This window comes from Pseudarthrobacter niigatensis, assembly GCF_030812615.1.
GTDB classification, from domain to species: Bacteria; Actinomycetota; Actinomycetes; order Actinomycetales; family Micrococcaceae; genus Arthrobacter; species Arthrobacter niigatensis.
In genome coordinates, this window is record NZ_JAUSTB010000012.1 from 25,615 (window position 1) to 45,334 (window position 19,720).

Genomic DNA, 19,720 nt, shown 5'->3' on the forward strand with positions numbered 1-19,720 from the left:
CGGCCGGTAGCTAACTTACCGAAAGGCCTGCACAAATTCCGGGGCCAGACGACGTGTATGGCATGCCTCATCTTTCAATGAGACAGTTTCACAGAACTCAATGCGCAAATCGTCCATATAGTTACCAAAGCCTGTTTCGTCTACGCCATCCCCATCAGCATCAATAACTTTACTTGGGGTTAACCCGGCAGCAATTTTCTTGTGGATATTCCACGCCTCATCAGAGCCATACACGGCGAGATTGTCGATCGCAGACTCGTAATCTGTTGCGGCAGCATCGCGCGCCAGAAGTAGGTCCTTAACTGCTGGGTCCGAGAGCGACATGGCTCTCCCTTGTGTAGAGTCAGGGTTCTGAATGCCCCTTGAACGTGAATAGGTAGCAAGGTTCATTTGGGCCGCACGGTAGCGTTTCGCGGAGTCAAGGTAGGAAGTGTAGACCGCCGGCGTTTTCTCCCGATGCTCTTTCTCCTTTTCTGCCTGAAGCTGTTGCTGAACCGTCTGCGTTGTCACAACCGCCCCGATGCCAGCAACAAGTAGAGCACTGGACGCACCGACAAGGGCGCTGATTAGGGCAATTAGCAAAGGATTCGACAAATTGCCAGTCCATTGTTTCGTGGAGTTACCTCGTTGGGTTGCTTGGGGTACTTTTCCCTTTGTTTGCGGCACAGAACAACTCTGATACAAGTCCAGCAGACAAGCAAAATGCCATCGCCCTCCGGGAACTTGGAACAGTGTCCGATCCACGGGCATGCGTCTCCACCGAACGTGAAGTCAGTTCGTTCCACCTCTTCTCCGCTGTCTGCCCATTTCCCGAGGTGGGCAACCACCGGCGCCGGACTCACTCTGACCATCTCAGGCTGGTCTGCTGATCCAAGAGATGTGTGGCGGATAGCATTTAACGCAGGTTTGATAGCGATTCGTCATCTTGGGAAGGCTCTACATCAGCGGCTGCATTAGAAGCAGAGGTTGAGAGGCTCACTGTTGTATTTTGTGGAGCCTGCTTCGACAGGTCGTAAACGCTGTAGATGAGCTTCCTCACCCGCATCCCTGTATTGGCCTCGTGAACGATGACAGTGACGATGCCCGGGGAAGCCGGCATACCCGAAATTCCGTCCAGAGGATCAAATTGCACACCTTGGGGTAACTTTCCTGTTTCGTGTGAGGCAATCCAGTTGGGGCGGTCCGCTTCCTGTACTCTCCCTTCATTCGAAGAGGGCGTTAGAAGGTCGACGATGAAGCAATAGAGCAGACCGACCCCACCAAGCGTTGCAGCAAGCAAAGCGTCAGTGAAGTACTTCGTTCCTTGGAGACCAATCACCCATAGAAACAAGTAGCCAATTCCTCCGAGTAAGCAGAGCCATCGGAACCAGTGTCGGAAGCGCGCTGATCGCATACTGGCTGACGCGAGTTGACTTGTGTAAGCCAACGACGGGAAGAGCAGCAGGGCGCCAAGGGCAGGATCAGGGTTGCCGGTGAAAATGAGTATCGCCGGGATGGTGAGTATCAGAAGGGTCATAAAAGCGAATAGCGTCAGCTGTTGGTACCGGCGTGGTCGCTTAACCCTCTGGCTGCGTTTGTTATTACTGATTCGATTCATGACACTTCCCCCTGGATCATACAATGCCGGAGCTATCTTCCGCGCATAAAACGATTATATGTTATCGACTGTCAAAAAATTCGCCTGTCAAAATTCTATATACATCCTCCATAAAGTTAAATTATGGGCGCGCCAGATGGCCAGCACTATCCACATAAGCAAGCCGAGAGTCAATTTGGACTTTGTGTCAACCCCGATGAGCAACGAACCTGTCCCAGCATGAATGAACAGGTAACCCGTCCACCTGCCGCCGTTTGCCAGTGGGGGAACCTCCCATCCGCACAATCCTGACCGCCGCCGCCGCGTCTGCATGGCAGGCCCAGCCGCAAGGGAGCCCAGAGAATGGAGCTGAAACAGCGTCGCAACGCTGCCGGTTCCGCTGCCTCCGCGTTGAAGCTACTTGGCTGCCGCGGCGAAGCACCGATGCATCCGGGCGGCCTTCTGGACCCACTGGCGCTGAGCCTGACCACCCTCAAGTCGGAAATTCACTGATCGGAGGACAGCTCGGTCATAGTCGGATACGACGACCAATCCTGGCCGCCAAGTGCATCGAAACAGCATCCGCCGCTTCCCGCAATCCCGAACTCCTCTACGTCGCCGACGCATGGCGGAGCTCTCCCAGACCCAAATCAAATTCCCTAAGTTCTGGATCAGTGTCCCTCAGGCTTGCTCTCGGCCGCCGACTTGCCCCTACAACCGCCGCTGCCTGAACATCGGGAACGACTCCCGTACCCGGTCCACCGTTTCCAGCGAAACTTCCACCGCCCGCACGCCCGGCTCCAGCCCAAGGTCAGCCTCGACAACCCCCATCGGGTCCACCAGCACGCTCCGCCCCACGGATACCGGCGGTGCCTGGCAAACACCCGCCACGTACACGCTGTTCTCGATCGCCCGCGCCGCGTTCAAAGCGAGCCACTGCTCCGTCTTGTGCTCGCCCGGCACCCAGGACGAGCAGACCAGCAGGACATGCGCGCCGGCGTCGGCCAGTGACCTGGCCAGCTCCGGGAACCGCAGGTCGTAGCAGGTCATCAGTCCGAACTGCACTCCCCCGTGCTCGAACACCACGGGATCCGTGGACGGGCCCGGCTTGATGAACGTCGACTCCCCAAAGCCCTGCGCGTCGAAAAGGTGGATCTTCCGGTAGGAAGCCAGCCAGCCGCGGTCGGGCCCGAAAGCCACCAGCGTGTTGTACGCCCGGCCCGGCTCCTCGGAGGTTTCCACCACGCCCGCCACCAGCGCGATGCGGTGGCGGCGGGCGATGGCGGCAAGCTCCCGGCAGACGGGACCGTCCAGCGGCTCGGCCACCTCCGGGAACGTCGCGTCCATTTTCTTCTTCTCATAGGTGGCGTACTCCGGGAAGGCGACCAGCGCGGCACCGTTGCGCGCGGCCTGAGCGGCGAACCGGTCGATCGCGGCGAGGTTGGCCCGGATGTCGGCGCCCGACTCCAGCTGCCCCAGCGCTATCTTCACGAGTGTTCCTTCCCTCGGCCCAACAGCAGGACCCAAACCAACCAAAACTCAGGCAGCCGCCTCGACCGTCGCCTTCTCCGTGGCCGTCATCTCCGGCGGCGAGGCCTTGAACCCGCGGGTGATCAGGGCCAGGACCAGCACGCCCAGCACCAACCAGGACAGTCCCAGCGTAATGGCGTTGCTGTCCAGCTGGGAGAGCAGGTAGGCGCAGATGATGGCGCCGATCACCGGGACCACCACGTAAGACACCGGGTTCAGCTGATGCCCGGCCCGGCGCTGGCGCACATAGTGGAACACCACCGACGCGTTCACCAGCGTGAAGGCGGTGAAGGCACCAAAGTTGATGAATGACGTCGATGTGGCCACGTCCAGGAAGATCGCGATCAGGCCCACGATACCCGTGATCACCAGGTTCGCCACCGGGGTGTGGAACTTCTCGTTCAGCCGGCCGAAGACGGCCTTGGGGATGACGGAGTCGCGGCCCATCGCATACTGCAACCGGGAGGCGCTGGCCTGCGCGGCGAGGCCGGAGGCGAACTGCGCCACCACCAGGCCGGCCAGGAACACGGCGCCGAACAGCTGCCCGCCGATCTGCAGGGCGATGGAGCTGGCCGCGGAGGCCGAGTCCTCGAACACGCCGCCGGGGTGGACCAGCTGGGTCACGTAGGAGACCGCCACGAAGATGCCGCCGCCGATCAGGGCCACGAGCATGATGGCGCGCGGCACGGTCCGGCGCGGGTTGACGGTTTCCTCGGAGAGGGTGGTGACGGCTGGACCTTGAAGGACGGAACCACTCTGCCCGGAACAAATTTGTCCTTCCTGAGAAAAGGGAAACCTTGATCAATTACAAGGTAATCCTTGAGTGAAAAATGCCACGATGACGGAGATGCGGACTGCATCATCGACCGGGGGGCGATAATGTGCCTGCCTTAAGGAGGGAGAGACATGCGTCGTAAGATCCTCGCAATTCTCGGGGTCTCAGCAACCCTGACACTGACGGCCTGCGGATCTGGTAGCCAGAACGCGACTCCGGCAGCGACCGGGGCAGGAGACGCTTCGCCGATATCGGCGCCTTCGGCTGCGCCCGTTGTCAAAACCACGCCTTCACCAACGCCGAGTCGGGATGACAAAAAGTCAGTCAGGGGCAATCTCTTGATGCAGCCGGGAGATATCGGCACTATATCGGATAGATCCACGAATAAAGTCGGCACGAAGTTCACGGTAAATACCATCACACCCGGTGCCTGCGACCAACAGTATTCAAGGCCCGCTGAGAACGGCCAGATCGTCTTTATCGACATAACGGTGGAAACGACACCTGAACTGGCTGAATCCACTTACCCGAAGTTTGACATATCTGGCCGTGACTTTAAGTACATCGCAGAGAATGGAACAACGTTCAACGGCAGTCTAAGTACTATCGCGACTTACTCTTGCATCGCGGATTCAGCCACTTTCCCGAGTGGCGGAATGGGCCCCGCGGAGAAAGTCACGGCCAAAGTCGTCCTTGACCTACCCTCGGCTCACGGCATCCTCGTCCTCAAATCCGGCCTCAGCGGCGGCTTTGAGTATTCGTTCTGAGTTTCTCGAAGGATCTTGAAGGGTTCGAATGGGTTGTCAGCGTAGACATAGCAAAGTCCCTTTTGGGCCTGTAGATGGTCACGTTCCGGCGAACACATCCAGCGATGCAGAAGTCGCACAACACGTGCGTCGTCAGTTGGAAACATGGCCACCTCAAGAAACCACAGCCATCACACCCGAAGCGATGCTCGCATGATCAGGCCGACGGGCGCGCCCTACCAAAGCCGGACGCGCCCGTCATGTGCCTGAACCAAAAAATTCGTTCAGAGCACGTGCTTCAGTCGATAAGAACCGACTGCTTGGCCTCTTTCGAAGATCCAACGGCTGCCGATACTTTCCGCGACCGGTGGTTCACCCAGCACCCGACCGTCAGCACCGCCACGAGCGCGAAGGTGCTCAGCAACTGGGGACGGGAGTCCTCGCCGATGAAGCCCACCGTGAAGATCGCCGCGAGGATAACCAGGCCAAGGGAAGTCAGCCACGGGAAGCCCGGCATCCGCAGGGGAAGCTCCGTCCCCTCGCGGTCGGCGCGAAGGCGCAGTGCGAGCTGGGCCAGGAGAGCTGACGTCCACACCAGCAGGCACGTGGAACCAACGATGTTCAGCAGGACGCCAAGGACCATCTCGGGGAACATCAGCTCCAGGACAACCGTGACAACGCCGAAGGCAACGCTGGCAAGGACGGCAACGACGGGAACCCGTGCCTTGGACACGGAAGCGAGCCAGCGCGGTGCCTCACCCCGCTCGGCCAGGGAGAATGCCATCCGCGAAGCACCGTAGAGGTTGGCGTTCAACGCGGAGAGCAGCGCTGCGACGGCCACCAGGGTGATAGCGGTGGCCGCACCCGGCATGCCGGCGGCGTCCAGTACAGCGGCGAACGGGCTCTTCAGCCCCGCCGAACCCACCGGGACTACCGCAGCGATGACGAAGATGGCGCCGATGTAGAACACCAGGATGCGCCACAGCACGGTCCGGACTGCCTTCTTCACGCTGCAGGCCGGCTCGGCGGTCTCGGCTGCGGCCACGGACACGATCTCGGTGCCGCCGAACGCGAACGCCACCACAAACAGTGCGGTCGCGATTCCGCCGAAGCCGCTGGGCGCGAAGCCGGCGCCGGTGAAGTTGGCCATGCCCGGCGACTGCACGCCCGGCACCAGGCCGAAGAGCAGCGCAAAGCCCACCAGCAGGAACCCAACAATCGCCGCCACCTTGAACAGGGCGAACCAGAACTCGAACTCGCCAAAGTTCTTCACGCTGGTCAGGTTCACGGCGGTCAGCACCACGATGAACACGAAGGCCATCAGCCACACCGGAAGGGCCGGGAAGATCGTGGCCAGCAGCCCCGCCGCACCAAGGGCTTCGGCGGCGATGACCACCACCAGCTGCAGCCACCAAAGCCAGCCCACAGTGGCGCCGGCCACCGGCCCGTAGGCCTTGGCAGTGTAGACGGAGAAGGCGCCACTGTCCGGGTTGGCCGCGGCCATCTCGCCAAGCGCCCACATCACCAGGATGATGAGCGTGCCGGCCACGAGGTAGGAGATCAGCACCGCCGGGCCGGCGGCCTGGATGCCCGCGCCGGAGCCGATGAACAGGCCCGCGCCGATGGCGCTGCCCAAGCCCATCATGGTGAGCTGCCGGGGTTTGAGGGCCGCGCCGAGGGGGCGGGCAGACGTCTTTGTCTGTTGTTCCATGGGGATTCCTCTTAGTTGTAGGTAGAACTGTTGGGGATAAACTTCAGGCCGCGTGGGCTTCGAGAAGCCGGAGCACGCGGTTGTTGGAGGCGGGATCGGCAACGGTGATCCGCACGCCGTCGCCCGGGTACGCCCGGACCAGGATGCCCGCGTGGTCGAACGCGTCCACCAGCCTTGCCAGGAGGGCATCGTCGGCGCGGATCCACAGGAAGTTCCCTTGGCTTGGCTGCAGTGTCCAGCCCTGGGCTGCCAGCTCCGCGGCCATCCGGGCGCGCTCCTGCTTTACGGCGGAAACCCGGGCTTCCATCTCCTCACCCGCGTCCAGCGACGCGATGGCCGCCTTCTGGGCCAGCGCGCTTACGGCGAACGGCAGGGCGGTGCGGCGCAGGCCGTCAGCGATTGCCGCCGTCGTAATGGCGTACCCGACGCGCAGGCCGGCGAGCCCGTAGGCCTTGGAGAACGTGCGCAGGATGCAGACGTTCGGGTACCGGCGGTAGAGCGCCAGGGAGTCAGGGCCGCTGCCCGCGTCGGCATACTCCACGTACGCCTCGTCAATCACCACCAGGATGTCGGAGCGGACGGACTGCAGGAAGGCCTCGAGGCGGCCGTGGCTGATCGGTACGCCGGTGGGGTTGTTGGGCGTGCACAGCAGGAGCACCTTGGTGCGGTCGGTGACGGCGGCGGCCATGGCCTCAAGGTCGTGGCCCTCGGAGTCGTCCAGCGGCACGCGGACCGGCCGGGCGCCCGCCAGCTCCACCAGGATGGGGTACGCCTCGAAGGAGCGCCACGCGAACACCACCTCATCCCCGGCGTCGCACAGTCCGGTGATGATCTGCTGCAGGACGCCCACGCTGCCGGGCCCCACCGCCACTTCCTCCGCGGTGACGCCTAGGTGCCGGGCGAGCCGTTCGCGGAGTTCGACGGCGGCCATGTCCGGGTAGCGGTTCATCCTCCCGGCCGCCTCGGCCACCGCAGCAACGGCGGCGGGCAGGGGGTCGTAGTGGCTTTCGTTGCTGGCGAGGGCGGCGATGTCCGCGCCGGTGCCGCGCCGGCCCGGGACGTAGGACGGAAGGCCGGCCACTGCGCCACGCAGGGTGGGCAACGCAGTTTCGGGAGCGGCAACAAGCTGATCACTGGTCATGAATTCCGATCATGGAAGTGACCCGGACCACAATGCAAGGTACGCTTCCATGCTTGGGACTTCTGCTCAACTTCTAGTACTTGTGGTGAAAATATGACCATCGCGAACTCTCGCACCCTCGATTCCCTGGACGGCAGGATCATTCTTGCCCTGGACAAGGACCCCGAAGCCAGCGCCCTGGCACTCTCCCGGACCCTCGGCGTCGCACGCAACACCGTCCACGCCCGGCTGGCACGGCTGGAGCGCAGCGGCGCGCTCCGCTCCTTCAGCCGCAGGCTGGACCCCGCCGCGCTGGGCTACGAACTGATGGCCTTCCTCTCGCTGTCCATCAGCCAGACGCGGACCGGCTCGGTGGAGAACGGGCTCGCCGCCATCCCGGAGGTCATCGAGGTGCACGCCACCACCGGGGACGCGGACCTCATGGCCAAGGTGGTGGCCCGCGGCACGGCCGACCTCTACCGCATCACCAACGAGATCCTGGAGATCGACGGGATCGAGCGGACCAGCACGGCCATCTCCATCCTGGAACTCATGCCGCCCCGGTACGACGGCCTCATCAGCCGGCTGTCCGAGCAGGAATCGCGTCCGGCTGACTAGGCGCGATGACATAGCGATCCGCAGTACCCAAATAGAGGCGCTTGGAATGTTTGCAACTTTGCCGCAACGGAATGTCTCTATTGTTGGGCGCGCGACTCGTGGTTCTGCGTGCGACCACCGGCGGTCTCCCGGCATATGATTCTTGATGCTTCAATTACCTATTTCCATTTGGGGGAATCCTTGAAAAAGTCCATTTCATCACTTGCTCTCGTTGCCGTTCTTGCCTTGACGGCTTGCGGCGGCGCAGGAAGCACCGCGGGCGCTGCTTCCGACTCTAAGACGACGCAGGAGGCTCCGAAGGTCCCGGACCTGACTGGCGCTTGGAAGCAGAGCAACCCGAACAGCGAGAAGTCGTACCAGCAGGCAAGCATCACCGCCGACAAGATGACTATCGAGTGGGTTTCCGACGGTGGCAATACGACCTCGATCTACTGGGTTGGCACGTTCGCCGGCCCCACCAGCGCCAGCGAGCCCTACACCTGGACGTCCCAACGGGATGTCGATGCCACCAAGTCGGCCCTCCTCGCATCCAGTGACGCGACCAAGGAATTCAAGTACGAAGGCGGCAGCATCAGCTACAAGGTCAGTGCACTGGGAACTACCACGACGGTAAACCTAAAAAAGAACTGACCCCGCAGCATGTGACCGTGACGGTCTACGCAGGGTAGGACCGCACCAAATTGCTCGGCCTCGCTAATTCCAAAGGTATGGCTGCTGCTCGTGAGATCAGCAGCCATACCTAGGTGACGCTACCGGATGGTCCCTCAGCGACCTGGCGTTCAAACTTAGGCATCGACGGGTGGGCCAGCCCTACTGAAACACTCCAACTAACGATTGATGCCGCTCCTGAGTTGTTGGCTTAGCTGGGCGTTTTGTCACCTTCTTGCTCCCCTGCTGCCAAAAGTCCCAACTGAATACGACGGTATTGCAAACGTGAGATGCAGCCCACACGATGCCTGCATGACTTCTCTTACCGTCTCCGGCCGCGTGGCACAGGTTCTCAGCAGCTATGTCAGCGACGTCTTCGGCGTCATGGGCAACGGCAACGTCCACTTCCTGGACGCCGCCGAGCAGCAGGGCCTCCGCTTCTCCCCCGTCCGGCACGAGGGCGCCGCCATCGCCGCGGCCGACGCCTACTACCGGACCTCGGGACGGCTCGCGGTGGGCACCACCACCTACGGCCCCGGCTACACCAACGCGCTCACCGCCCTCGCCGAGGCCGTCCAGGCGCAGATCCCGGTGGTGCTGGTCACCGGCGACGCCCCCAGCACCGGCGCCCGGCCCTGGGACGTGGACCAGACGGCGATCGCCGCCGGACTCGGCGCGGCCACCTTCACCGTCACCCGCGGCGCCGCGGGCGCCATCACCCGGCAGGCGGTGGATTACGCACTCACCCGGCGCACCGCCGTCGTGCTTGCCATCCCGTACGACCTCGCCGCACTCGATGCTGCGGACGAGGACCTTCCGGAAGCAGCGCCACCAAAGGTGACGGACGACGTCGACGGCGGCCTTGGGCAGGTTGCCCGCCTCCTCGCCGGTGCCAGGCGTCCGCTGATCCTGGCCGGCCGGGGTGCGCACCTCGCCGGCGCCGGCCAGGAACTGCGCGAACTCGCCGACCGGCTCGGCGCACTGACCGCCGGAACCGCCCTGGCGCTCAACCTCCTCAATGGCGAGGGGTACCTGGGCGTGGCCGGCGGTTTCGGCACCGACACCGCGGCCGGGCTCATGGGCGAGGCCGACGTGGTCCTGGTGGCAGGGGCCAGCCTGAGCCCGTTCACCATGCGGTTCGGGCACCTGCTGGGCCCGGACAGCACTGTCATCCAGATCGACACAGCGCTGCAGCCGACCAACCCGCGGGTGGACCTGTTCATTCAGGCGGACGCGAAGGCCGCTGCTTCGCGTCTGTTGTCGCTGCTGGACGGCGAGGCCGCTGTGGCTGGCTGGCGGGCGGAAGCTGCTCGGCGCCTGGCTGCGGGGCCGGGGCATGATTTGGGTTCGGCCGAGACTGAGGATGGCCGGCTGGACCCGCGCGCCCTCGCCACCGCCCTTGACCCCGTGCTGCCGGAGCGCCGCACGGTGGTCCAGGACGGCGGGCACTTCATCGGCTGGGCGCCCATGTACTGGAACATCCCGCGGCCGCAGGACCTGGTGATGGTGGGGACCGCCTACCAGACCATCGGGCTGGGCCTGGCCAGCGCCGTCGGGGCCGCCCGTGCGCTGGAGGACGGCCGCACGCTGGTCCTTGCCTCCGGCGACGGCGGGTTCCTGATGGGCCTGTCCGACCTCGAATCGCTCATTTCTACGGCCCGCAGCGCCATCGTGGTGATTTACAACGACTCCGCCTACGGGGCCGAGATCCACCAGTACGGCTCCGAGGGCCTGACTCAAAAGCCCATGCTGATCCCCGAGGTGGACTTCAGCGGTGTTGCCCGGGCTCTGGGAGCGGAGTCTGCGGTCATCCGCTCGCTGGATGACCTGTCCGCGCTGCAGGACTGGATCGACGCCGGCGCGAAGGGAACGTTTGTGGTCGACTGCCGGATCACGTCCAGCGTCCGGGCGCCGTGGCTGACCGAGTGGATGAACGCCACGCGGGCAGCGAAGGCGGCTGTCGCGGGGTAGGTCCTTAGCACAGAACGCCAGCACCCAGGCCTACACTCGAAGTCATGAGTACGTACGAACCCGCCGAACTCGCTCGGGAACTTGGTTACGTCGACGAACAACGGCCAGGGAAGGTGGTCCGGGACTACCTACGCAAGAAGTATCCGAACCACCGTAAGTACGAGCGCTGGGTGCTCGATGAGGAACAGGCTGCCGACGTTCGAGCTAACGTCCCCCGAAAGCGCTGATTCTCAATTTATCGGCTGCCCGGAAGTTGCACTTTCTGGAGCGCGAGTGTCGGAGCTGGGACTTGGTCAGGCATGCCAGGCAATGGCGTCATGGACAAACGCCGCAGTGCGCTGAATGGAGGCGTCTCCGGAAGGATGACCTGTTGAGAACATTGCCGCTGATTCGCACATAACGTTGTCCAATTCCTGCCAAGATATCCAGCAGAAAACCTCTGGTAGCCGTGACATAAGCACGGACTCGGAAGGAAGCTCGTCATCGACTACGCGGTCTAGGACCGGGCCAAGAAATCGTCCCACAGCTTCGGCGATCTCAAGCTGACCGTTGCCCTTGACGCGGAGCGGCGGCGTCACGCCCAGAAGTAAGAGCATGGGAGTTGCCGGACCGGCTTTGGACATGAGTGTGACTTACTCACGGGCCAATTGCTCGGGATGAAAGCTTCCGTACCTGATGCATTTGGCTGTAGGTATTCGTAGTCTCGAAGATTGCGTCCGGCTGAACTACAAACTGGGGTCTACGACTACCAGAGCCAACACTGAAGTTGCCGGGAAGGAATTGCATCTGCAGCTCCTCAACCTCTGTCGCAACTTCGTGCCGGACCACATCGGCACCTTGCGCCGCGCGGATGACCGCCCCGAGGAAATGACTTCGGGGCAAGAAATCCAGACCCATAAGTCCTTCAGCGGTTAGAACATTTTCGCGTCCCCGCCCACCAGCACGGTAATCCCTGGCCTTCTCCCACGGAATTTCTTCAAGGAGTTTCCTACGATCGAACTTGAAGATGTAGCTGTCACTTGTGAAGTCACTTAATATAGCGGCGATCATCCGCACAATAGCTCAGAAAAACCGCTGCTGATGACTCAAACTCACCATATTCAGCCGTGACTGCCTTGTCTTCAAGGTTCACGTTTCTGCGCCCCCAGCTGAAGATCGACTAGGTGCGTAGTACCCGGCGACAACCGCAAAGGGCGGCGGTCCTGCAAAGTCAACACTGCTAGTTCGTTATCGTCCCACGGTGGACCGGACTTGTTTTGAAGCGCCACCTACGCGATCTCTCGACGCATGGTTTCGGCCCTCTTGGTAGCACAGCACTTATTCCGCAGGGCTAACCTCCCGAGTAGCATCTGAAAGGAGGAAACGAGTGATAGCTGCCCTCCGGCGGCACCGTCAACGCCAAGATTGGTTCAGTCCTCGTAGTCGCCTTCTGCGAGTTCCTCGTCCAAGTCTGCGGGTGGAGGACTCGTTTGAGCTAGGTCAAGCTCGGGGCTCCCGGCCCTGAACATGTCCAGGATGCGCGCCGTTAGATTGCCGCGGCGTTGCTCAAAGAACGGCGCGAACTCGTCAACGGAGTGGGGCAACGGGGACGGCAGTGCATGCCGCGCAAGGAAGGCACTGCGGTTATCTGACGCTGGAAACTCCGCCGCAAGCCAGTCGTCCGGTGCCTTGTCCGATTTACCAATGTTTTCGAGTCCTGGGAGCAGTTGCAGGTTCGGCAATCGATCTCGCAGCGAGACGAGCTCGTCGATGGCTTCAGCGGTGAATCGAGGTGTGCCGTCGGCAGTTTTTTGGCCCGCCAGCACCTTCTTCTCCAGCCGGGCAGCCGGGAACACATGGTCGACGTGAAACTGGTTGCGCGTATCGACATGCGGGAACAGCGCTGCGAGCACTGCAAAGGTTCGAGCTTTGCCGTACTCCAATCTCAAGATGTCGTCGACTAGAGCGTCTGTAACCGCGAGCGACTTGCCTCGAGTTGCCATAGCCTGTTCAATAGCCGCGGCTGGGAATCCCGAACCGCCCTGGGACTTGATGATCTCTCGCAGGTCGCGGAGTAAAGTGTCCAGGCCAGAGCCCCATACTCCGCGCACAATAAGGGACCGCAGAACCCACGAACGCAGTGCCTCACGGTCCTCACGGGACGCAGGTGATTCGCGGTATGCGTGGCCAAGCCTCCGGCGATGCACGTAATAGGCCACTGGAATAAGGACACTATCCGCGGTTAATGCTCCGCCTGACAGTCCGAAGTCGCTAAGAAGTCCGACCGCAACGTGGAGGGAAGCGCTCATTTCATCCCAACCGGCCTCAAGTTTAGACATGTTGGCGGTCGTGAAGTTCTTGACCTTGAACCCGATGTCCCCAACATCCGCAAGCACAAGCCCCGACTTCAAGATCGTGTCCCGGGAGAAGTTGAACCCGTTCCCCGTCTGGTTGAGGGAGTCCACCAAACCGTGGACTGCGGCTCGAGCGTCACCATCCCACTGTGCCGTCGCTATAGACAGAAGGAGGTCGCTATAGGACAGTACAGTGCCGCCGGAGTTGACTCGCACGAAGATATCGAGGACACGTTCAATGTCCTGCACGTCCTCTTCATAGAAATGGAGGCTAGCGCTGTGATGGATTTCCTGCCAGAGCTTCGCGATGAGCGCAACTGCAGTCTCGTTGTTCCCGACTCCGTACCTCGCCGGAATTTGCATCATGGCGCCTGGTTCGGCTGCGTCAAAGATCTCGGACACCGGAAACCATGACTTCGTCTCGGCATCCGCTGCTGAACCGAGGTCATTCTTGGTCAGGAACTGGAAGTGATATTTGAGACCGAACTCATTTTCAGGCGCCTCTTCCAAAAGGTTCAGATAAAGGCGCCGCTCGGGGTAGGACCATGGCTTGTTCGACCACCCGCCGTGGACCTTGTACGCGTATGTGCCCCGTAGCCCGATGTTAAGTGAGGTCAATCTCTGCTGACCGTCGAGGACAGCAACGACCTCACGATCAGTGGGTATGTCAACTACCGGGTTATGTCGGTTGTCGAAGGCGCTGTAGTCCTTCATAAATCCGTAGAACTTGAACTTGCTGACCGTCTCCGGACGTACCCTCCACGAGAGAAAACTCCCAACTGGATACCCGCGCATGATGGAGTCGAAGACGCGGATAATTTGGGAGGGTTTCCAGACATACTCTCGCTGGATCGCTGGAAGGATAAGCTTGCGCTCCTGAATTTGTCGCAGCGCTGTTGCGATCGACATCGGTTCTTTGTGTCCCACGCTCAAACCTTACTTTGCGGCAACGTTTCGCCCTGCACTGATGCATAGAGTGTCGACCAGTGAGTTGTGATCCTGGCCGTTACTTCGAGTCCTGAACGGTCATCATCGACTACCCGGACCGGCACTGGCTGTATTGGCCAAACGTGGCCTAAAAGCTAGCCCAGCAATCCTCACTCGAGCAGCCAAGCCCATCATGGCCCATCAGAGATGCACTGAGTCGGGTCGAGAGAAAGACGCGGCAGCTGAACCAGGATCATCAAGAGCGTTGCGAGTATCCAGCTAGTGGAGTAACGCCGTCTAGGCCTTGTCCTTTGCCCACCACAGGAATTCCGCGGCGTGTTGCTGGTGACGGAAGCCCTCCCCGAGAAGTGCCAGTAGCAAATCGTTGCTCCAAAGGATAAGACGTCCAATAGTCCAATCTACCCTCGCTGGGTCGGGCAGTTCGAGACCCCAGAGAGAGCGCGCAATTTCCCGTTTTCCGACCGCGCCGGTGTACATGAGGATGGTCAGGAACCTGTCTGGATATACGATGCACAGAACCTTCGTAAGGAGAGCCTCCTTAAAGCCCTTCATCCCGAGGGACGTGGTGTCATTAATCAGAGCAGTGAGACGGTCCTCCAAGTCGACCGGCGATGTGCCACGAATCAAATACTCGACTGCGTTGCGGACCTGAGCCGCACCGGCCTCAGCACCCATTTCGTTCCACGCTTCATTGAAGACGGACATATTCCCCGGATTCGCGCCGACGTTGGAGTTTGCGAAGTCTTTGAAATCTCTGGGGTCCGCTTTTGCCAGGCCGTCGCCACTGAACACTTGCTGGTATTTCGCCCAGTAAGGGGCGACGCTGGGTACAGGCTCGGGCTCGCGTCTGAGGAATTCCAACTTGAGTTCGTTGGCACGTGCAAGCTTGTTGGGATCGACATCCCCTGGTTTAGGGAACCTTTTCTTGATCTCTTCCAGAGACGGCAGGTGTATCTTCTGCCGGGCGGGCTCGCCGCGGAGCCACTCTTGTCCACAGTTTGAGCACTTGAGCTTCTTTTGAGTCCCCGTTAGCCGTTCGACGAGCTTAACGTGCTCATCTGTCACACAGTTGGAACACTCCACGAGATCAATTGCCATAAAGACTTACCTTCCGAGCGCACTGACGACATGGAGCGACCCCACGTTAGCAGCCCATCTCATATCCTGCCCACGCCACACAACTTGTCCTCAACACGCCGAGGTGGAACTTCACACGCTTAGAACATGGGTCCGCCATCGAAAGCCCTGCAAGAGGCCGGCACGTTGGATGTAAGGAGGCGCGCCTCCACCACGACTTTTCCAGAAGGCGGTACGAGTTCAGGGAAGTCGACTCCACCGCCAATAATCGTGTTTACCGCGTCATAGCAGATGATGCCCAGTCGCGGACTCTTGACCGGCTGGCCAGTGGGATTGGTAAGTTCGAAGGTTGCGGTCGAACCGCCGTACGGGTCCGCCACTACAGTCACAGGCGTCATCGGCATCTCCGGAAACGGCTCTCTCGAGAACGTGCCGCGGTCCTCAATCAGTAATGTTGCCTCGACCGTGGCAATCTTGACATCCTTTTGCACGTCGATCTGTGTTCCAACCGCGATGTCCTGATTGACCCGGGTGAAGGTTTCGACCTGGCTGGTGGACTTGACCAATTTGCCTGCCGCGTCCTTGGCATTGAACTGGACCGTTACCGTCTGCCCGACTTTGCCAGAGTCGTTATGGACAAGCGAAGTGACCCACACGTATTCGTCTTTCTGTCCGAAGCCGCTTGAAACGAGTGACCCTGAAGCCTTGGTCGGAACTGCCGAACTGGATGCAGAACTGCCTGAGGCTGCACTCCCAGTCTTCTGCTCGACAACATCTTTTTCGCCAGCGCAACCAGTCCCGAGTAGCGCAATAGCCAGCATGCTCAGCGCAACAACCCTAGCCCGCATATCTATTCCCCTTATGTTCTTTGTATTTTTTCGAAGGACACTGCTGGTCAACTGTCATTGGATCAATTTAGAACCCTTCAAGGGCAGTATGTCATTGTGCGGCAAATTGGAGGCAGAGACGTATGCTGATCCAGCGCCACACGATCAAAATTGGGGAAGAAATGAAGGAAATCAGTCACCGCACCGCTCTCACCATCACTGCGCTCTGCCTTCTCGTCGGCATTGCAGGTTGCGGTGCCGGCAGTGCAACCACAGCACGGTCAGGTCCCCAAGAAACGTCTGCTGTGGTTGCGCCGCCGGTTGTCCAGCACAGGCCTGCCGAGGTCAAGAAGATGCTCGACTCGTTTCTTTTGACCGTTTCCAACGAATCGGACGGTTATATGAAGGCGGCAATGACCGGAGGCGCGGCCAGCGGAACAGACGAGGAGAAGGCAGCAAAACTTAAAGCCGCATTTCCCCAGTCCTACTCTTATCTGGCTTTGGATGAGAAGAAGGCCGCGGCCTTAGTCGGCATTTTTGCGCTGGCAGCAATGCTCACTCCCGATACTGAAATGACTGCTAACGAGTCCGGTATTACCATCAATGGAGATACAGCGACGATCAAAGCCAGTGATATCGCGATCAAGGGCATCGAAAAATCCGGCCAAGGCGGGGACGGCGGAAAGATCGGAAAAATTACCTTGACGTTTCAGGACACCGACTGGAAGATCACCGATCTGGAAATCCATCAGTAACTCCATCGGACGGCCGTCTCAGCGGGTTCCGCGGCCGCTGATCCCGGTGGGCTGAGCCCATTTCGCCGGCGCCGGGACCGAACTCCTCGAACTCGCTGACCGGTTCGGTGCCCGGAGCGCGGAACCGCGCTTGCGCTCAATCTCCTCGACGGGGATGTGTATCTGGACGTGGGCGCCTCGGGACTGTACGCCGGGAAGCTGGTGCAGGAGGACGAAGTCAGGCACGGCGGCATTCCCTGGACCCTCCTCCGGTCCACCCAATTCCACGAGTTCGTGCCGATGTCCATCAAGGCCGCCTCAGTGGGCCCGCTGGTCCTCGTGCCCACGATGGACACCCAGCCGGTGGCGGCAAAGGAGGTGGCCGCAGCCCTGGTGGACGCGGCCGAGGCCGGTCCGAAGGGGCGGCTACCAGACCTCGGCGGCCCGCGGACCGAACACCTGAAGGGCCTGGTGGCGGCCTATCTGGCCAAGACGCGGCAGAAAAAACTGATCGTTCCGCTCCGGGTGCCGGGCCCCATGGGCAAGGCAATGCGCAACGGCGGGCTGATCCCGGCGCCGGGTTCCGCCGTCGGACGCCAAACGTTTCAGGAGTGGCTCGACGCCATAGGCGCCGCGTAAAACCGACGCTAAATGGGGCAACTGCCCCATGTCCCTGCCGCGGCCCGCTCCTAGTCTCAAGGCATAGAGAAAAGGAGGCGGCCATGACCATCTACCAGCCGCAGTCATCAGCAGAGGCAACACCGACACTTGCCGAACTTCCCGAGGACGCTGCCGAGCACTTCGCCGGCTACGCCGTCCTAGGGCTGCCTTTCACCAGCGGCCACTACCTGGCCTTCCGGGATTTCCCGGTGAGCTCCGTGGGCCCCGGCTACCGCTCTGTCTGGCACCGCACGCCCGGCGGCGAGTGGACCATCTACGCCGACACCGCGCCCGAGTTCAGTTGCGCCCGCTACTTCGGGGCGGCCGTCCACCATACGGTGGAGACCGACGTCGACATCCAGTGGAGCGGGCCCTTCACCGCCGTCATCACTGTTCCCGGCGTCGTGGACTGGCGCTTGCAGCTGGGCACCTCCGCGGCCACAACGATGCTGACCGCCATGGCCGTGCGCATGCCGGAGAGCCTGTGGCGGAACGAGCTGGTGCTCCGGGCCATGGGGGCATTCGCCGGTCCGCTGCTCGGCGCGGGCAGGATGAAAGTCTCGGGTGTGGTGCCCAACGGCCAGACGTTCCAGGCCCAGCCGCGGCGGCTGTGGCTCGTGACGGATTCCGAGGCCACCATCCGCGGTGAGGACGCCGGACGGCCCGGCCCACTGCCGGTCCAGGACCATCTGGCGGACTTCTGGCTTCCACAGCGTGGACTGTTCGGAGCGCAGGTGGGCGTCAGGTTCCCGTCCACCGCACAATCCGCCGGACCAGGTCCTGTCCAGGCACGGACAAGGAAGAACCAAGCGGCATAACGGCCAAGGATGGTCCCTACTGCCCAAGCTGGCGGCTTCCTAGAATGGCAGGTGTGATGCAGTCACCGGCTGCGCCCGGCCGCAGCGAAGTCCTGGCCGCGCTGTCGCTCGCCATCGACCTGGGGCTGGGGCAGCCGATGGAGCACATGCTGCGTGCGTCCCTGCTGGCGTTGCGGATCGCCGGCGCGGCGGGCGTTGACGACGCCGGCCAGGGCAGGATCTACTACGCCAACCAGCTGGCCTGGATCGGCTGCCACGCGGATTCGTTCGAACTCGCCGCGCTGTTCACTGACGATATCGCCTTCCGCGCCGACTATTACCGCCGCGACCAGCACGGCCTGCCCATGTACGCCGGCATGTTCAGCCACGCCGGCGCCGGCCTCCCGCCGCTGGCCCGCGTCGCCCGCTGGACGCGTTTCGCGGCCACCGGCAGCGGGGCGGTACGCACCATGATTGCCTCGCACTGCGTCTCCGCCGGGGTGCTGGCCAGCAGTGTAGGGCTCGACGACGGCGTGGCAGGACTGCTCACCCACACCTTTGAGCGGTGGGACGGCAAGGGCCTGCCGGAGGGAGTCGCGGGGCCGGACATCCCGCTGGAGATGCGGATCATGCACCTGGCGGATACGGCCGAGGTTTTCCTGCGGAGGGAAGGAGTGGCCGGCGCGGTGGCCATGGTGCAGGCACGCCGCGGGAGCCAGTTCGATCCGGCACTGGCCGGGCTGTTCATCGACCAGGCTGAGGCTCTCACCGGAGGACTCCTCGACGTCGACTGCTGGCAGGCCGCCCTGGACCTGGCCCCCACCGATGCTCCCCTGTCCGGCAGCCAGCTGGACACGGTGCTGCGCGCCATCGGCGACTTCGCGGACCTCAAGTCCCCCTACACGGCCGGACACTCCCGCGCGGTGACGGCGCTCGCGGCCGCGGCAGGCGAGGAACACGGGCTGCCGGCGGACGACGTCAGGGAGCTCCGCCGCGCGGGTTGGGTGCACGACCTGGGCCGTCTGGGGGTATCCAACCAGGTGTGGGACAAGAAGGAACCCCTCTCCGCGCTGGAGCTGGAACGTATCCGCATGCATCCGTACCTGGGCGAACGGATTCTCAGCCGCGTACCAGGGCTGAAGGGCGAGGCGGCCCTGACCGGCTCACACCACGAGCGGCTCGACGGGTCCGGTTATCCGCGAGGGATCGGCGGAAACGAGCTGGGGATAAAGCAGCGGATCCTGGCGGCAGCGGACTCCTACCATGCCTCCGTGGAGCCACGCCCGCACCGGCCAGCGCTCACTCCGGCCGATGCAGCGGCAAGGCTCCGGCAGGAAGTTTCGGCGGGAAGGCTCGCCGCCGGAGCAGTGGAGGCTGTGCTGGTGGCGGCCGGCCAGCAGCCCCGCCGTCCGCATGCCGCCGCAGGTGGGCTCACCCAGCGCGAAGTCGAAATCCTCGGCATGCTGTGCCGCGGCCTGACTCCGGCCCAGATCGCAGACACCCTCTTCCTCTCCCGGAAGACCGTCCGCAACCACGTGGAGCACATCTACACCAAGATCGGTGCCACCAACCGGGTGGGTGCCACGTTGTTCGCGATCAGGAATGGGCTGACGGAGTAGCGGGCCGCGCCCAACTAGGGCAGGCCGCGG

General features: G+C 62.1%; 19 protein-coding genes. 10 read left to right on the top strand and 9 right to left on the bottom strand.

Annotation, left to right across the window (positions count from 1 at the left end; genetic code table 11):
* Positions 1 to 15 precede the first annotated feature (15 nt).
* Positions 16 to 666, bottom strand: coding sequence for a hypothetical protein (locus J2T23_RS15940; RefSeq protein ID WP_307361524.1), 651 nt, complete (start codon positions 664 to 666; stop codon positions 16 to 18).
* A gap of 229 nt (positions 667 to 895) precedes the next feature.
* Positions 896 to 1,597 carry a hypothetical protein gene (locus J2T23_RS15945; protein ID WP_307361526.1) on the bottom strand — a complete coding sequence of 234 codons (702 nt, stop codon included), beginning with the start codon at positions 1,595 to 1,597 and terminating at the stop codon, positions 896 to 898.
* Between the two features lie 342 nt (positions 1,598 to 1,939).
* On the opposite strand from J2T23_RS15945, the gene J2T23_RS15950 reads away from it, so the two are divergent.
* On the top strand, positions 1,940 to 2,089 hold the full coding sequence (locus tag J2T23_RS15950) for a hypothetical protein (protein WP_307361528.1): 150 nt from the start codon (positions 1,940 to 1,942) through the stop codon (positions 2,087 to 2,089).
* Positions 2,090 to 2,287: 198 nt separating this feature from the next.
* On the opposite strand, the gene J2T23_RS15955 is transcribed toward J2T23_RS15950, so the two are convergent.
* Positions 2,288 to 3,067, bottom strand: a complete 780-nt coding sequence (locus tag J2T23_RS15955) for a carbon-nitrogen hydrolase family protein (protein WP_307361529.1) — start codon at positions 3,065 to 3,067, stop codon at positions 2,288 to 2,290.
* Positions 3,068 to 3,115: 48 nt separating this feature from the next.
* Positions 3,116 to 3,877, bottom strand: coding sequence for an APC family permease (locus J2T23_RS15960; protein WP_307361709.1), 762 nt, complete (start codon positions 3,875 to 3,877; stop codon positions 3,116 to 3,118).
* A gap of 135 nt (positions 3,878 to 4,012) precedes the next feature.
* Here J2T23_RS15960 and J2T23_RS15965 point away from each other — a divergent pair, with 135 nt between their 5' ends.
* Positions 4,013 to 4,648 (top strand): hypothetical protein, encoded by a 636-nt coding sequence (locus J2T23_RS15965; RefSeq protein WP_307361531.1) that lies wholly within the window; start codon positions 4,013 to 4,015, stop codon positions 4,646 to 4,648.
* A gap of 277 nt (positions 4,649 to 4,925) precedes the next feature.
* On the opposite strand, the gene J2T23_RS15970 is transcribed toward J2T23_RS15965, so the two are convergent.
* The gene (locus J2T23_RS15970; protein ID WP_307361535.1) at positions 4,926 to 6,338 is read right to left on the bottom strand and encodes an amino acid permease; all 1,413 of its coding nucleotides are present in this window, start codon (positions 6,336 to 6,338) and stop codon (positions 4,926 to 4,928) included.
* Positions 6,339 to 6,381: 43 nt separating this feature from the next.
* Positions 6,382 to 7,479 (bottom strand): histidinol-phosphate transaminase, encoded by a 1,098-nt coding sequence (gene hisC / locus J2T23_RS15975; RefSeq protein ID WP_307361538.1) that lies wholly within the window; start codon positions 7,477 to 7,479, stop codon positions 6,382 to 6,384.
* A gap of 93 nt (positions 7,480 to 7,572) precedes the next feature.
* On the opposite strand from hisC, the gene J2T23_RS15980 reads away from it, so the two are divergent.
* From J2T23_RS15980 to J2T23_RS15995, 4 genes are all read left to right on the top strand, one after another.
* Positions 7,573 to 8,076, top strand: coding sequence for an Lrp/AsnC family transcriptional regulator (locus J2T23_RS15980; protein ID WP_307361541.1), 504 nt, complete (start codon positions 7,573 to 7,575; stop codon positions 8,074 to 8,076).
* Positions 8,077 to 8,211: 135 nt separating this feature from the next.
* Positions 8,212 to 8,706 carry a hypothetical protein gene (locus tag J2T23_RS15985; protein WP_307361543.1) on the top strand — a complete coding sequence of 165 codons (495 nt, stop codon included), beginning with the start codon at positions 8,212 to 8,214 and terminating at the stop codon, positions 8,704 to 8,706.
* A gap of 330 nt (positions 8,707 to 9,036) precedes the next feature.
* Positions 9,037 to 10,695 (top strand): thiamine pyrophosphate-binding protein, encoded by a 1,659-nt coding sequence (locus tag J2T23_RS15990; RefSeq protein ID WP_307361546.1) that lies wholly within the window; start codon positions 9,037 to 9,039, stop codon positions 10,693 to 10,695.
* 44 nt (positions 10,696 to 10,739) lie between these two features.
* Positions 10,740 to 10,922, top strand: a complete 183-nt coding sequence (locus J2T23_RS15995; RefSeq protein WP_307361549.1) for a hypothetical protein — start codon at positions 10,740 to 10,742, stop codon at positions 10,920 to 10,922.
* A gap of 1,182 nt (positions 10,923 to 12,104) precedes the next feature.
* Here the strand turns inward: J2T23_RS15995 and J2T23_RS16000 are convergent.
* The 3 genes from J2T23_RS16000 to J2T23_RS16010 form a co-directional block, all read right to left on the bottom strand.
* Positions 12,105 to 13,937 carry a DUF262 domain-containing protein gene (locus J2T23_RS16000; RefSeq protein WP_307361551.1) on the bottom strand — a complete coding sequence of 611 codons (1,833 nt, stop codon included), beginning with the start codon at positions 13,935 to 13,937 and terminating at the stop codon, positions 12,105 to 12,107.
* 315 nt (positions 13,938 to 14,252) lie between these two features.
* A complete protein-coding gene (locus J2T23_RS16005; protein ID WP_307361555.1) occupies positions 14,253 to 15,074 on the bottom strand; it encodes a hypothetical protein in 822 nt (273 codons plus the stop codon).
* Positions 15,075 to 15,193: 119 nt separating this feature from the next.
* On the bottom strand, positions 15,194 to 15,874 hold the full coding sequence (locus tag J2T23_RS16010; RefSeq protein WP_307361557.1) for a hypothetical protein: 681 nt from the start codon (positions 15,872 to 15,874) through the stop codon (positions 15,194 to 15,196).
* A 149-nt stretch (positions 15,875 to 16,023) separates the two neighbouring features.
* On the opposite strand from J2T23_RS16010, the gene J2T23_RS16015 reads away from it, so the two are divergent.
* The 4 genes from J2T23_RS16015 (at position 16,024) to J2T23_RS16030 (ending at position 19,690) form a co-directional block, all read left to right on the top strand.
* Entirely contained in the window at positions 16,024 to 16,635 is a 612-nt protein-coding gene (locus J2T23_RS16015) for a hypothetical protein (protein WP_307361559.1), read from the top strand.
* A gap of 168 nt (positions 16,636 to 16,803) precedes the next feature.
* Positions 16,804 to 17,253 carry an SDR family oxidoreductase gene (locus J2T23_RS16020; protein ID WP_307361561.1) on the top strand — a complete coding sequence of 150 codons (450 nt, stop codon included), beginning with the start codon at positions 16,804 to 16,806 and terminating at the stop codon, positions 17,251 to 17,253.
* A gap of 83 nt (positions 17,254 to 17,336) precedes the next feature.
* Complete coding sequence (locus J2T23_RS16025) at positions 17,337 to 18,092, top strand: hypothetical protein (protein ID WP_307361564.1); 756 nt, start codon at positions 17,337 to 17,339, stop codon at positions 18,090 to 18,092.
* A gap of 56 nt (positions 18,093 to 18,148) precedes the next feature.
* Positions 18,149 to 19,690, top strand: a complete 1,542-nt coding sequence (locus J2T23_RS16030) for an HD domain-containing phosphohydrolase (protein WP_307361711.1) — start codon at positions 18,149 to 18,151, stop codon at positions 19,688 to 19,690.
* Positions 19,691 to 19,720: the final 30 nt, after the last annotated feature.

Excerpts from the sequence above, each read along its gene's own strand:
- J2T23_RS15945 (WP_307361526.1), bottom strand. The coding sequence starts at position 1,597 with ATGAATCGAATCAGTAATAACAAACGCAGCCAGAGGGTTAAGCGACCA.
- J2T23_RS15950 (WP_307361528.1), top strand. The coding sequence starts at position 1,940 with ATGGAGCTGAAACAGCGTCGCAACGCTGCCGGTTCCGCTGCCTCCGCG.
- J2T23_RS15965 (WP_307361531.1), top strand. The coding sequence starts at position 4,013 with ATGCGTCGTAAGATCCTCGCAATTCTCGGGGTCTCAGCAACCCTGACA.
- J2T23_RS15970 (WP_307361535.1), bottom strand. The coding sequence starts at position 6,338 with ATGGAACAACAGACAAAGACGTCTGCCCGCCCCCTCGGCGCGGCCCTC.
- hisC (WP_307361538.1), bottom strand. The coding sequence starts at position 7,479 with ATGACCAGTGATCAGCTTGTTGCCGCTCCCGAAACTGCGTTGCCCACC.
- J2T23_RS15980 (WP_307361541.1), top strand. The coding sequence starts at position 7,573 with ATGACCATCGCGAACTCTCGCACCCTCGATTCCCTGGACGGCAGGATC.
- J2T23_RS15985 (WP_307361543.1), top strand. The coding sequence starts at position 8,212 with ATGATTCTTGATGCTTCAATTACCTATTTCCATTTGGGGGAATCCTTG.
- J2T23_RS15990 (WP_307361546.1), top strand. The coding sequence starts at position 9,037 with ATGACTTCTCTTACCGTCTCCGGCCGCGTGGCACAGGTTCTCAGCAGC.
- J2T23_RS15995 (WP_307361549.1), top strand. The coding sequence starts at position 10,740 with ATGAGTACGTACGAACCCGCCGAACTCGCTCGGGAACTTGGTTACGTC.
- J2T23_RS16000 (WP_307361551.1), bottom strand. The coding sequence starts at position 13,937 with ATGTCGATCGCAACAGCGCTGCGACAAATTCAGGAGCGCAAGCTTATC.
- J2T23_RS16005 (WP_307361555.1), bottom strand. The coding sequence starts at position 15,074 with ATGGCAATTGATCTCGTGGAGTGTTCCAACTGTGTGACAGATGAGCAC.
- J2T23_RS16010 (WP_307361557.1), bottom strand. The coding sequence starts at position 15,874 with ATGCTGGCTATTGCGCTACTCGGGACTGGTTGCGCTGGCGAAAAAGAT.
- J2T23_RS16015 (WP_307361559.1), top strand. The coding sequence starts at position 16,024 with ATGCTGATCCAGCGCCACACGATCAAAATTGGGGAAGAAATGAAGGAA.
- J2T23_RS16025 (WP_307361564.1), top strand. The coding sequence starts at position 17,337 with ATGACCATCTACCAGCCGCAGTCATCAGCAGAGGCAACACCGACACTT.
- J2T23_RS16030 (WP_307361711.1), top strand. The coding sequence starts at position 18,149 with ATGCAGTCACCGGCTGCGCCCGGCCGCAGCGAAGTCCTGGCCGCGCTG.